Below are 13,610 nucleotides of genomic sequence, written 5' to 3' on the forward strand. Positions count from 1 at the left end.
CACAGAGCTGACGTGAATCGAAGGTTCAAGGAGCACATTCTAATTGTTGAGGAGATTCTATCTTGAGGAGACTGGCACCGTTGGCTGGGATCATGTCCCGGATCGCACCATTGTTTATACTTGCTTTTTTCCGGTATTCCAGTCAATTTGTATGACAATAGGTGTCACAATACGTGGCACGTTTGCGGCGCCATTCGCTGCGCACCCCTAGAGCACGCGGCCAAAGCCGCCGCTATATAGTGACATCCTCAGGCAATGTCGACTCTGCTCGCCATCCTGCTTGTTTCCGCTCCGCCGAGCGCATCTGTATGGCGTATTATCATCATCGGGGCGAGCATACTTCACCGGGAATCGACCGAGCGCTTCGAGGTGCTGAGCAGCTAGGCGCGATAGCCTATGCCGGCGATCTTGCCGCGGGTCGCTTCTCGCCAAAGAGTTGCGGGCTGGCGGCCCGGGAGGCTGATTTCCTCGGCAAGTGAGCTGTTTCAAATAATCGAAAAGTTCGGCTTATCCGCCAACCATGAGCTTGACGACTTCGTCATGGTTGGTTTCCGAGATCTTGCGCTCGCCAGCCTGAACGCCCCGGCGCAGCACGACGATGCGGTCGGAAACGGCGAAAATATCCTGCAGATTGTGCGAGATGAAGATCACGCCCCGCCCTTGTGCCTTGAGTTGGTGGATGAGCGAAATGACCTTGCGCTGCTCCGGTACGCCGAGGGCCGCGGTCGGTTCGTCCATGATCAGGATCTGCGCGTCCCAATAGACGGCCCGGCCGATGGCTACAGCCTGCCGTTGACCGCCGGAGAAATTGCTGACCGGGGCGTCGAGCCGGCTGACATGGAAGTCCAGCCGTCCCATGGTCTGCTTGGCGGCGACGGCCATGGCCTTGCGATCGAGCACCGGCAGGAAGCCGAAGGCCTTGCGCATAGGTTCACGGCCGAGGAAGATATTGGCGCCGATGGACAAATTGTCGGCGAGAGCGAGATCCTGGTAAATGGTCTCGATGCCTTTTTCGCGCGCCTCCTGCGGCGTCGCGAAGGTGACCGGCTGACCCCTGAGCAGAATTTCACCGCCGGTCGGCTGAAAGACGCCCGATATCGCCTTGATCAGCGTCGTTTTGCCGGCGCCGTTGTCGCCCGCCAGCGCCACCACTTCACCCGGCCGCACGGCCATGGAGAAATCATTCAGCGCCTGCACCGCACCAAAATGCTTGGAAAGGTGTCGGACTTCGAGAAGGGGGGTGGTTTGTTCGGAACTATTCATCCTGGCGAGCTCCACTGAACCGGCGCTGCGCCTGGTCGATTAGGACGGAGATAATGATGACGAGGCCGACGGCGATGAACTGCCAGAACGGCTCGACATTGACGAAAACCAGCCCGTATTGAATGACCGCGATCACCAAGGCGCCGGCAACCGTCCCGAAGATGGTGCCGGAGCCACCGAACAGGCTGGCGCCGCCGATCACCACGGCTGCGACGCTGTCGAGCAGCAAGGGTTCGCCGGCCTGGGCGGCGCCCGCGGTGAAGCGCGCTGCATAGAGCGCGCCCCCGAGGCCGGCGCACATCGCCGAAAGCACGTAGAGGCGCAGGATGTGGCCCCTGATGTCGATGCCGGCGCGACGCGCCGCCTGCACATTGGCACCGATAGCGTAGTTGTGCTGGCCGAACCGGGTCTGGCTCAGGATGTAGTGCATCACGACGACGAAGGCGGCGGCGATGATGACGAGATAGGGGACACCGTAGAGCCTGCCGTTGCCAAGCAGCGCGAACCAGGAATTCTGGACCGGCACTGTCGTGCCGCCGGCGAGCAGGAACGCAGCGCCGCGCGCCACGCCGAACATGCCAAGCGTGCCGATGAAGGGTGGAATTCTGAGGCGCGAGATCAGCAAGCCGTTGATTAGGCCAGGCACGCCGGCGACAAGCACGGCCGCCAGAATGCCCAACATCATGGCCAGAGGCACCGGCATGGCGACGCCAGCCATATTCGTGGCGTGGGCCGCGACGACGGCCGCGAGACCCATGATGAAGCCCAGCGAGAGGTCGATGCCTCCCGAAATGATGACGAAGGTCTGCCCGGTCGCCAGCAGCAACGGCGCCACGGCAAATATCGCAATGGACTGCACGTTGAACGGGTTGAGCACGAAGGTCGCGCCGAAGGAGAGCCTGGACCAAACCTCGAAACAGATGATCAGGCCGGCGAGGAACAGCCAGGCGCGTCCCTCGGCGATGCGTGCGAGCCAGCTCCTGGCCGGGTCACCGTGATCCGCCTGAGGAGCGACATGCATTTCGGTTGGTGATGTTGAAGTCATGAATGGTTCCGATCCGCAGCGCGGTCTCCGTCAAACAGGGTCAAATGGACCCGGCGCAGGTCTCCTTCCCGCAGGCCGGAAGGAGACCTGGCTGGACTTATTCGGAATAGAGGTACTTCGAGATGTTGGGGTCGGCGATGTTGGACTTGTCCATGATCGTAAAGCCGGTGCCGATCGCAACCGGAATCGACTGGCCGGTCAGATGGGCATAGGCCGACACGACACCGAAATAGCCGATTTCCGCGGGATGCTGGGCAATCGCTACGTCGACAAGGCCCGTGTTGATGTTGTCGACAATGCTGGTCGGCGCGTCGAACGCCACGACCTTGACGGTGCCGGTCTGCCCGGCCTGCTGGACGCCATTAGCCGCGCCAAGCGCCGAGAAGAGGTTTGCGCCGAACACCCCAACGAGATCGGGATTGCGCGCGAACACAGCCTGCAGTTGCGAGGCGGCCTTGTTGGCGTCGTTGTCGTTGAACTGGGTCTCGAGAACGGTGATGCCGGGATGGTTGGCCGCCATCTCCTTCTTGAAGCCCTCTTCACGCTGGTCGGTGGTCGAAATGCCGGGCTTGACGTTCGAAACGTAAACCTTGCCCTTGTCGCCTATGGCCTTGGCCAATGCCCGCGCGGCGATCTCGCCGCCCAGAATGTTGTCCGAGGCAATATAGGACAGTGGGAAATCCGCCTCCCCGGCGCCGGTCTGGTAGACGCCGCTGCCGATGAAGGTGTCGACAGTGATCACCGGAATGCCGGCATCATTGGCCTTGCGCAGCGGTTCGACCAATTGAACCTTGTCGGTCGGCGCGATCAGGATGGCGTCCGGCTTCTTGGCGATGACCGCGTCAAGCACGGGGACTTGCGTTACCGGATTGAAATCCGGGGCACCCTGGAAAACCAGGGTCACACCAAGAGCATCGGCTGCCGCCTGGGCTCCCTTGCGCATGGTGATGTAAAAGCCGTCGGTGGTGAGACCCGGAATGAGCGCAACGGTGAACTTCTTGTCCTGCGCCAAAGCGGGCGTGATCAGCGCCGTTGCGCAGATGGCGAGAGCCGCCAGGGCGGCAACAATCTTCTTCATAACATCCTCCTCATGGTTTGGGCAGATTTGCCGTTGCGATCGACATTGAAATGGCTGTCAATTCGTTCCGGCTATGTGAAGTGCTGGCGGCGAGAGACGGGTTTCGCCTGCTTGCTGTTATGGGCAGCTTTCCTCCCGAGCGCCCCCCAGTCGTTAGATCAGCCAGTCGAAACCGACCGGCCTGATGCGCAGTCCCGTTCCTGGCCTCCGCAAGATGCAGGGAACAGCGCCGCTCGACGCGCATGCGTGCCTAGCCGCAAGGTTGTAACACTTTGCTGAAAGAAATTGCAACTGGGTATTTCCGGGATCGAAACGCTTTCAAACCGGTCACCATCTGTCAGCCCCGCCGGGCCCTCACGCAGACTATTGCCCCAACTCTTTGGCGACACAACTGATGATTTCGCGGCGGCGGGCTCGCGAGCCGCGTTGGTGTCAATCAGTTTGGATCGATCAGGGGTGCCGAGGTCACGCATCGGCGTGCTCGCAACTATCGGGGCAAGAGGGCCTCGAGGATAGCCTGGGCCGTCTTCGTGTCCGTTACCAGAGCGTTGATCAGGTTGGCGCGGACGGCACCGATGATGGCCGTCGCCTTCTCCGGCGAGGCGGCAACGCCAATCACCAGAGGGACGGCTCGAAGCTGGGCAGGCGACATTGCGATCATCCGGCCCTCCCCCTCCCACGGGATGAGCGTGCCTTCGGCGTCGAAGTAATGGCGAATGACGTCTCCAGCCGCATGAAACAGGGCCTGTTCGCTCAGCGTGGCCGCGCTCGCCTCAGGCGGATTGATGGCATGGGGCAGGCCGATACCGACGATCGCAACATCGGTCCGGTCCCAAAGCGCGACGCTGTCGCGGATGGTCGCATCGCCGAGGAAGACCTCACGCAATTCGGAGGACGGCAGATAGGGCGCATGGATGAAATGCGGCGTCCCGCCGAATTCTTCGGCGGCGAGCCGCACAAACTCGTTGATCTGAAAATGCGGCGCCTGCTGCTGCATACCGCCGGTGGCAGCGACGGTCAGTACGCCGGGAATGCGCGGCAGGCCTGCCTGGATCACCTCGCGAATGGCTCGCCCCCAGCCAATGGCGACCACCGAGCCGGCCGTCAGCTCCGCTTGCTTGATCAAGGCGCCGAGCGGCGCAGCGAGGGCCGTCAGCGCACCGGCTGCCGGCGTTTCGATGACCGCCGCGTCGCGAAGTCCGAGTCCCTCGATCAGTTGCGTGGTGATGCCTTCGGGGGTTGCAAGGTCGAGAACCTCGATCCTCACGATGCCCTCTGCTCTCGCCCGCTGCAGGAGGCGCGATATGGTCGCGGTTGAGACACCAAGCCGCCGCGCGATATCGACCTGCGACATCTCAGCCTCGTAGTGCAGTTTGGCGACCGTATGCAGCATCGTCCGCGATGCGGCTGCATCTTGTGCGGGAGGGACAGGCAGTTGCAATTCCTTTCAGCAATGTGTTACAGACCCGGCAACCGATGGGAGTTATCGCGCAAATTCGGCTGACTCGCAACGTGGGCTCGTTTCCACAACGAATAGCGGGCTAAGGCCAATTTTCTCGGTTCGATAGCGCACCAAAGCGGCAAACCTCCTGCCGACGGGCAGGGTAAAAACTAAGCCTTTCTTGTTCCACGGATCTGCGCCCTGCTGAACGGGCGCCAACATCGGACAGAAGACCATGACAAAGATGACGACCGCAGAGTTGCGCGGGTACCAGCAGATATGCGGCGATGACGGGGCCATCATGGCCATCGCCTGTGACCAGCGCGGCGGCATGCGGACGTTGCTTGCGGCGGACCCTGCAGAACAGGCCAAGATCACCAACGATATGCTCGGCGACACCAAGTCGGACATCACGCGATACCTCGCCAGCCAGGCATCCTGCGTGCTGCTCGACCCGCTCTGCGCAGTGCCGCGAGTTGTCGATGAAGGGGTGCTGAGCCGCGATACGGCCCTGCTCATCGGCCTCGATGCCTCGGGCTTCGACGTGTCGCCCGCCGGCTACCGCCTGTCGCGCCTCGTTCCCGGCATCGGCGCGCGCCGCGTCCGGGAGCTCGGCGGCACCGGCGGCAAGATCATGGTCTATCTCAGGGCTGATAGGCCTGAGGCGAATGAGCACAATGTCGCCATTCTGCGCCAATGCATCGCCGACTTCGCGCAAGAGGACCTCCTGCTCGTCGTCGAGTTCCTGACCTATCAGGTCGAAGGGGAAAGCCTTGAAGATTATACAGCCAAGATCCCTTGGCTTGTCGAAGAGGGGACCCGGATTTCGCTGGGATGCGGGGCGAAGGTGCTCAAGCTTCCTTATCCCGGAACGCCGGAAGCCTGCGCCAGGATCAGCAGCATGGCTGGCGAGGTGCCATGGGCGGTCCTCTCTGCCGGCGTCAACCATGCAACCTTCCTGGGCCAGGTCGAGATCGCGATGAGGAACGGCGCGTCAGGCGTCATCGCCGGCCGGTCGCTGTGGAAGGACTGCATCTCGCTTGACCGTGACATTCAGCGGGAAAGGCTTAAGACCATCGCGGTGTCGAGATTGCGCGAGCTTCAGGCGGTGATCGGAAACTACAAGCAGAAAGCCGCTTAGCGCACGACCCCGAACCGAAGGTCAGCGAAAGCAAAAATCGTAATCGATTTTCGGAATGGATCATGCGGAAATCAAAATACTACAGCGTCCTTTGCGCACCAGGATGCGCGGCGCTGTAGCTATCCGACGTTCACACCAGGCACGCACGGGACGTCATGCCTCTAGCCATGATCCCGAAAAGTGGGAACCGGTTTTCGGAGAAGATCGTGGTCAAACAGCAAGATAGGGCCCCTTTTCGATTGAGTCGAAATGGAACAGGCTCTAGTTCGATGGCCATAGGAATCGATATCGGCGGCACCAATCTGCGCGCCGCCCGTATTTCCGGCACGGGCGAAATCCTCGACCGCATTTCCGAGAAGAGCGCGCCGGACCCGGAGCTCGTGCTCTCCCGGATTGGCGAAATGGTGCGCCGGCTCGATGCTCCCGAAGTTGCCGCCATCGGCATCGGCGTCCCCGGACGCGTCGATGCGCAGCTTGGCGCGGTCTTGTCCGGAGGCTATGTCAACCTCGCCTCGGTCTCCCTGGCGCAACGACTGGAAAGCCCGGCGGGCAAGCCCGTGGTGATCGACAATGACTGCAACATGGCACTGATCGCCGAAATGGCTCTCGGCGCCGCCAAAGGCCATGAAAGCATCGTCATGTTCACGATCGGGACCGGCATTGGCGGTGCCGTGGTCCAAGACCGGCGGATCGTCCGCGGCAAGGGGACGGCGGGGCAGCTCGGCCACATCACCGTCGACATGTCAGGCGAAGCGTGCGTCTGCGGCCGGCGCGGCTGCGTTGAAACCACCAGCTCAGGCACGGCGCTTGGCCGTCACATCGCGCGGGCAGGCCTCGGTCCGGATGTTTCGGTCGATCAGCTTTTTGCCCGCGATGCGGGCGGCGACACGCTGGCGCGCGGCATACTGGAAGCCTGGGCCGGGCCGCTGCGTGCGGCAATCGATACGACCGTCGCCATGTTCGATCCCGATCTGGTGCTGCTCGGCGGCGGACTTGGCCTGGCGGCTCACCGGGCGCTTGCCAGGGCTCCCGCCTTGGCTCCGTGGTACCAATGCCCGGTGGAACCGGCGCAACTGGGCGACAACGCAGGCGTCATCGGCGCCGGTCTGCAAGCGCTCGCGAAGAAGGCGGCAGTCGCGCCCGTGTCCTTGCCATCTGCCCGGCTCAACCCCGGCCGGCGTGCTGTGCCCGCCAGGCGCGCCGTGCCCAGCCGGCGCGCCGTGCTCGTCAACGGCATCCCCGCCAGCGGCAAAAGCACCGTCTCGCGCGGCATCGCCGAGCGCATGGGTTGGCCATTGCTCGCGCTCGACACGGTCAAGAACCCGTTCCTCGAAGTGCTCGGCGGCGGCGATCGCGAATTCAACCGCACGCTCGGCCGCGCCAGTTACCAAGCCATCTGGTCGGTCGTCGGCGAGGCTCCGGCTGGCACCATATTTGTCGTCGACGCCTGGTTCGGCTTCCAGTTGCGCCAGGTGCTCGAGGATCACCTGCGAAGGGCCGGCGTCGAGCAGACCGCCGAAATCTGGTGTCATGCTCCCGGCGAGGTTCTTGCCGAGCGCTATCGCGCACGGCTCGATCAACGTCCGGCCGGCCATCCCGGCGCTGCCTACATCCCCGAACTGATCGAACTGGCCAAGCGCGCCGAGCCGCTGCGGCGCGGACCGCTGTTTGACGTCGACACGACCAAACCGATCGCTTTCGATGCCATCACACAATGGTTGCAGGCGACGATAGCGGCTGACACATAGGCAGCGCGGCCGCCTACCTCCGGACCCACAATCCGAGTGCAGCCGTTGATTGGCTTTTTTTGCCATTATGTTAGCCCGGTGCCTGCCCGCCGTGCCTCGACAATCGTTCCCGAAATACCTGTCAGGATGGCTTGCCGCCTTGAGCGGGCGCGCGTGTGTGTAAGCGGATTCGCGCACTGCCAGTGGAACAAGAATTACTCCACACCGTTCAAGCTAAGCAATCCGTCGCGGCAGCAATGAAGCGCCACAGCGGAGTTTGCTTGGAGGCTATCATGGGTAAGCAACTTTCCTCGGCCGCGGCAGGCATCCTTCTGCTCGTTGGCGTCAGCGCCGCCGCCGCTCAGGACGTCATCATTCAACCCGAGCAGGATACTGTGATCCGGGAATACGTGAAAAAGAAACCGATGGCATCCGTCAGCCTTCTCGGCGTGGAACTCAACATCGGCACAGCTCTGCCCGAAACAGTCGAGCTTTACGAGGTGCCGGACGTTCAATACCGCTACGTCGTCGTCGATGGCCGAACCGTCCTGGTCGATCCAGGTACGCGCAAGATTGTGAAGGTCTACGACTGACACGAACTCTTCGAACTGAGGCCCGCCGTGCCGAAGTGCGCGGCGGCTTGTTGTTTGGAACGAAGGCCAGCCCCGGACGCGCTAACCGCGCGTTTTGGCGTTCGGGTTTAGCGCGCTTTCCGCCGGATTAGCGGCCCAGCGGCTTGGTTGCGCGGGGGGGACTGGCAGCTAGAGCCGCTGGGCCTGACCAGCGAGCACTGGGGAGTGGGCGCCTGGCTGGCGAATACATGCGCTCAAGCTAATGGAATCGAAACATGCAAACGAAGTACGTGGCGGTAATTCCGCTGTGTCGAAATGCCCTGCATGGGTCAGCCATTTTCCGACGATGCCGCCGTCGAGGCGTGGCGGCCCCTACCGCATCCGCCAGCAGGTTGTAGTGGTACCGTTGGCTGGGATCGAACCAGCGACCTCCGGATCCACAATCCGGCGCTCTAACCATCTGAGCTACAACGGCACGTTTGCCTGAGCGGCAGCGGGTGGAACGTTCATTCTCCGGGACCCGCTCTGTCGTTCGGCGATGCGTCAATACGGGCTATCGGAGTTTAATTCAAGGCTTTTGGCCGCGCATGGCCCCGAAAATCAGAATCGATTTTCGGAAAGGATCATGCTCCTTTGCGCGTCCAGGAGGACGCGCGGCGCCGTCGGCAAAGAGTGCTCCGGCATCGACATCATATTTCGCCGGGCAAAGAAAAAGGCCGGCGGGAGGAGGTGCCGGCCTTTTCCTGTTACGAGCCAGCGGGAGGAGGTGCTGGCTGGTCACCCCGGAGAGCAGAGGGAGGAGGTTCCACCCGCCGGGTATTCGCTTGACCACTATATCGCACATAATCCTGCTCGAAGAAATGCGACCTTTTGTTGCATCTTCGAAATATGCGCAAATATTAGGCGGCCTTGATTTCGCTCATCGCCTTCTCGAAGGCGGTCTTGATCGGCTTGGAGACGTCCTCGGCAGCCTTGGAGGCGACGGTCTGGAAATCCTTTGCCTGCTCGACGGTCATCTCGACGCGCTTACGCAGGAATGCGGTCTGCAGTTCGACGACCTCCGACAGCGACTTGGCGCCGATCAGCGCTTCGAAATGCGAAAGGCCGGCTTCGGTATTGGCGCGCAGAGCGGCGATGGTCTTGAGCGACAGGTCGTTGGAAACGGTCTTGGCGGTCTCAAAGGTCGACTCCAGAGCCTTCTGGGTCTCTTCGGCGCCGGTCTTCAGCTTGGCATAGGCCTCTTTCGACTGCTCGACGCCCTTTTCCGCGAAAGCGCGGATCTGGTCGGTGGCTTTGGAAGCGTCGAAGCTAGGGAATTCGACATTTTCAGCGGTCTTGGTCCTGGACATTTTCCATCCTTTGCAGCGGCAGCGGCTTCGACAGAAAGCCGTCTCGTTCATGTATGATGGCAATATAAAGGCAAATTTTGTGCATTGCAATATCTTTGTTGCAGCGCACCATAGAATTTCTCTCCCAACGTTAACCACGAGCCCAGAGATTCCGGCGGTTGCACGCTATGGCTTGTGGACCTTCGCGCCGTCGGCTTTTATTAACAAAGCGTTAACCGCAAACTGCCGCTCTGTGAGGGTTCCCAAAGCGCATGCCGTCCGAAAACTACTCCTTCCTCGACGTCGCCGTGCTCGACGCGGTCCGCCAGCGCTTTGCCGCCGGCGACGCGATCGCCCTTCTGTCGGCAGACCTCGAACAGGTGATCTGGGCCAACGGACCAGGGGCAGCGGTGTTCGGCTACCCCGACATCGAGGCCATCATCGGCGCCTCGACAGGGTTGCCGCTGATCGCCAGGCGCCAGATCATGGCGACAAGCGGCTTTCCACAGATCGGCCGCGACCGCGCCATCACGGTGCGGCTGGCAACCGGCCTGACCAGCCGCGCGGTTGGCTTTCTGGCCAGCGCGGTGACAATGCCTGACGGCGAAAAAGCGATCATGCTTGCGGTACCGGCGGCACAGACCGGCTCGCGCAGCGCCGAGATCGCCGCTCAGGCCATCAGCGGCTTTACCGAAGACGGTCATTTCATCGCCTTTGTCGATGCCAAGGGCAACATCGAGGCCGCTTCCGACGGTTTTTCGGCGCTCGGCATCTTGCCCGAAACGCTGGCAGCGCTTGTGACCGATGTGGCGAACGAGAACGATCGCATCGTCAAACGCCTCGTTCCAGGCGGCACCACTTCCTATCCGGCCGGCCTCGCCCGGCTGACGGACGAGCGGCACCTGCTGGTGGTGATCGACGAGAACCAGCTTGACTCCGAAGCAGGCTCTGCTGGCGAGCGCAGCGCGGGAGGAGAAACCGCTACCGGCGCGGCGGCGTCCGATGCAGCAGTCCCGCCAAAAGCAGAACAGGACAAAACGCCCGCAACAGTCGCGAAGTTGGATGTGGCAGCGCAGACCGTCCCGGCAGCCGGCGAAGACGGTTCGGTGTCGGCGGAGCACGACGTTCCCGATTCGACCGGGCCAGATTCAACCAGACCTGATTCGACCAGACCTGATTCAACCGCGCCCGATTCGACCGAGCAGGGTCCGGAAGCGGCCGGCGGAATGCCTCCACAGCATGACCATTGGTATTTCAGCGCCAGCGAGGATGAGGCGCAAAAGCCGAGCCGACCGGATGCGTCAGGACATGTCGAGGCGGATGCTTCGGCCGAAAGTTCCGCACAGGATGCCATCGGGGCCGGCTACCCGACTGAGCGTGCCATCCCCTCGATCGACCGCGCGGCTCCGCCCCTGCGTTTCGTCTGGCGCACCGACGCCGAAGGCAGGTTCAGTGCGCTGTCGCCGGAATTCGCAGAACTCGTCGGCAAGCCTGCCGCCGATGTGATCGGCCGGCGTTTCAGGGACGTCGCGGCCACCTTCGACCTCGATGCGTCCGGCGAGATCGCCGGCCTGCTCGACCGTCGCGACACCTGGTCCGGCCGCTCGGTGCTGTGGCCGGTTGCCGGCACCGATTTCAAGATTCCCGTCGACCTGGCGGCGCTGCCCGTCTACGGCCGAAGCCGTGCCTTCGAAGGTTTTCGCGGCTTCGGCGTTGCCCGCACCGGCGATACAGTGGTCGATCCGGAAGCGATCGGTATGGCGCTTGTCCCTAATGCCGAGGCTCCCGCAGCCTTCAAGCCGGAAGTCGCCGAAACGCCTGACGAAACCGACCCGTTCCAGGGCGAGGTGCCGGCGCTGACCATCGTGCCGAAGCCGGAGCGGCGCTTTGCCGACAAGGTGATCCGGTTGGCGGAGCACAGGCAGCCGGCCAACGACAAAGGCCTGTCGACGCTGGAACGCAGTGCATTCCGTGAAATCGGCGAGCGGCTCAAGAAGGACAATCCCCCAACCGAACAGCCCGATGCTGCAATGTCGGCAGAACCGGCTGCGGCGGAACCGTCCGAAACCGATGTCGAAGACGAGAAGGATGTCTCGAGGCTCGACGCCGACCGGGACTATGTCGCCGACAATAGCGACGGCGCCCCGGTTTCGGAGCCGGACAAGGCGACGCAAGAGGTAGTCGAACCCACCGACACGGGCAGTCGATCGACCGCCGCCGAAGACGACGACAGCATGACGGACGCCGATTTCCGTGATGCAGAAGACAGCGAGGATTGGGCGCCGTCCGGTGACGACGAAACCCGTTCGTCAACCGATCACATCGGCGATGTCGGCGACGTGGAGGCGGCGCCGATTGAGCGGCCGCGCCTGCAGGTGCCGCCGCTCAAGCTCGAAGGGTTCGTGCCATCGGCTTTTTCGACCGCAGATGGCAGCAAGGCTCCGGACACTTCGATCCTCGGCAAACTGCCGGTGCCGCTGCTCATCCATTCCGGCGACGATCTCCACTATGCGAATGAGGAATTCCTCAGCCTGACCGGCTATGACACGCTCGACGATCTGGCGGATGCCGGTGGCCTCGGCGCGCTGTTTGCCGATCCTTACGACGACAGCGCCTCCGACGGAACCGATCACGCGCTCCGGTTGAAGACGCATGACGGTCAGGAGTTCCCGATCGAGGCCATTCTGCGTTCGGTTCCGTGGCGTGGCGGCAAGGCGCTGATGCTAGTCGTGCGCCGTTCCGGCGACGACGAGGCAGCAGCCATTCTGCATAGTACCGCCGACGACCAGACGCAGCCGGACACTTCCGAGCTCAAGGCACGCATCGCCGAGATGCGCACCATCATCGACACCGCGACCGACGGCGTCGTGCTGATCAGCCGAGACGGAACGATCCGCTCGATCAGCCGCCCGGCCGAAGCGCTTTTCGGTTTCGACAGCGACGAGGTGAGCGGCAAGCCCTTCGTCTCGCTGTTCGCGATCGAAAGCCAGCGCGCGGCGCGAGACTATCTCGAAGGATTGTCCGAGCCCGGCGTGGCGAGCGTGCTCAACGACGGCCGCGAGGTGATTGGACGCGAGGCGCAGGGGCGCTTCATTCCGCTGTTCATGACCATCGGCAGCCTGCCCAACGATAGCGGCTTCTGCGCGGTGGTGCGCGACATCACCCAATGGAAGCGGGCCGAAGAGGATCTGACCCAGGCGCGCGCCGTGGCCGAGCGCGCCTCCTCGCAAAAGACCGACTTCCTCGCCCGCATCAGCCACGAGATCCGCACGCCGCTCAATGCCATCATCGGGTTTTCCGAGCTGATGGTCGACGAGAAATTCGGGCCGGTAGCCAATGACCGTTACCGCGACTATCTACGCGACATTAACCGGTCGGGTAATCATGTGCTCGACCTGGTCAACGATCTGCTCGACATTTCGAAAATCGAGGCCGGCCAGCAGGAGATGGCCTATGAGGCGGTGTCGCTTAACGACACGCTGTCCGAGACGGTGGCGATGATGCAGCCGCAAGCCAACCGCGAACGTGTCATCATCCGCTCCAGCTTCGCCTCTCGGCTGCCGGAAGTGGTGGCCGATCTGCGCAGCGTGCGCCAGATCGCACTGAACATCCTGTCGAATGCCATTCGCTACACGCAGGCCGGCGGCCAGGTGATCGTATCGACAGCTTACGAGATCTCCGGCGACGTCGTCATGCGCGTGCGCGACACCGGTATCGGCATGAGCCAGTCCGAGATCGAGCAGGCGCTCAAGCCGTTCAAGCAGATCAACGCGCTGAAGCGCGGGCGCGGCGACGGTACCGGTCTCGGGCTGCCGCTGACCAAGGCCATGGTCGAGGCGAACCGGGCCCGGTTCACCATCAACTCGACGCCCGGAGAGGGCACCCTGGTCGAAGTCGCTTTCCCGTCGACCCGCGTGCTCGCGGATTAGAGCGGCGGACTTTCAGTCGTCCGTGTCGCCGCTCTATCTTTTTGTTTGAGCATCGGATTTTCCCAAAACCGGTCCCCACTTTTGGG

The 13,610-nt window shown here is 62.6% G+C and carries 9 protein-coding genes and 1 tRNA gene; 4 read left to right on the forward strand and 6 right to left on the reverse strand.

The window, feature by feature from the left end:
* Positions 1-507: 507 nt before the first annotated feature.
* The 4 genes from ACWTU7_RS07650 to ACWTU7_RS07665 all read right to left on the reverse strand — a co-directional run bounded on the left by ACWTU7_RS07650 (position 508) and on the right by ACWTU7_RS07665 (position 4,779).
* A complete protein-coding gene (locus ACWTU7_RS07650) occupies positions 508-1,263 on the reverse strand; it encodes an ATP-binding cassette domain-containing protein (protein ID WP_095519375.1) in 756 nt (251 codons plus the stop codon).
* On the reverse strand, positions 1,256-2,308 hold the full coding sequence (locus ACWTU7_RS07655; protein ID WP_029348405.1) for an ABC transporter permease subunit: 1,053 nt from the start codon (positions 2,306-2,308) through the stop codon (positions 1,256-1,258). The genes ACWTU7_RS07650 and ACWTU7_RS07655 overlap by 8 nt, the downstream gene beginning before the upstream one ends.
* 97 nt (positions 2,309-2,405) lie before the next feature.
* Positions 2,406-3,386, reverse strand: a complete 981-nt coding sequence (locus tag ACWTU7_RS07660) for an ABC transporter substrate-binding protein (protein WP_287331111.1) — start codon at positions 3,384-3,386, stop codon at positions 2,406-2,408.
* A gap of 487 nt (positions 3,387-3,873) precedes the next feature.
* On the reverse strand, positions 3,874-4,779 hold the full coding sequence (locus tag ACWTU7_RS07665; RefSeq protein ID WP_455838483.1) for a sugar-binding transcriptional regulator: 906 nt from the start codon (positions 4,777-4,779) through the stop codon (positions 3,874-3,876).
* Positions 4,780-5,062: 283 nt separating this feature from the next.
* Here ACWTU7_RS07665 and ACWTU7_RS07670 point away from each other — a divergent pair, with 283 nt between their 5' ends.
* The 3 genes from ACWTU7_RS07670 to ACWTU7_RS07680 all read left to right on the forward strand — a co-directional run bounded on the left by ACWTU7_RS07670 (position 5,063) and on the right by ACWTU7_RS07680 (position 8,288).
* On the forward strand, positions 5,063-5,968 hold the full coding sequence (locus ACWTU7_RS07670; RefSeq protein WP_455838482.1) for a tagatose-bisphosphate aldolase: 906 nt from the start codon (positions 5,063-5,065) through the stop codon (positions 5,966-5,968).
* A gap of 269 nt (positions 5,969-6,237) precedes the next feature.
* The gene (locus tag ACWTU7_RS07675; RefSeq protein ID WP_455838481.1) at positions 6,238-7,716 is read left to right on the forward strand and encodes an ROK family protein; all 1,479 of its coding nucleotides are present in this window, start codon (positions 6,238-6,240) and stop codon (positions 7,714-7,716) included.
* 272 nt (positions 7,717-7,988) lie between these two features.
* Positions 7,989-8,288 (forward strand): DUF1236 domain-containing protein, encoded by a 300-nt coding sequence (locus ACWTU7_RS07680; protein WP_455838480.1) that lies wholly within the window; start codon positions 7,989-7,991, stop codon positions 8,286-8,288.
* Positions 8,289-8,665: 377 nt separating this feature from the next.
* Here the strand turns inward: ACWTU7_RS07680 and ACWTU7_RS07685 are convergent.
* A tRNA-His gene (locus ACWTU7_RS07685) sits at positions 8,666-8,742 on the reverse strand.
* A 424-nt stretch (positions 8,743-9,166) separates the two neighbouring features.
* Positions 9,167-9,616 carry a phasin gene (locus tag ACWTU7_RS07690; RefSeq protein WP_029348412.1) on the reverse strand — a complete coding sequence of 150 codons (450 nt, stop codon included), beginning with the start codon at positions 9,614-9,616 and terminating at the stop codon, positions 9,167-9,169.
* A 251-nt stretch (positions 9,617-9,867) separates the two neighbouring features.
* On the opposite strand from ACWTU7_RS07690, the gene ACWTU7_RS07695 reads away from it, so the two are divergent.
* Positions 9,868-13,524 (forward strand): PAS domain S-box protein, encoded by a 3,657-nt coding sequence (locus ACWTU7_RS07695; protein ID WP_455838479.1) that lies wholly within the window; start codon positions 9,868-9,870, stop codon positions 13,522-13,524.
* Positions 13,525-13,610 lie beyond the last annotated feature (86 nt).

It is taken from the genome of Mesorhizobium sp. BHscii (assembly GCF_053848065.1).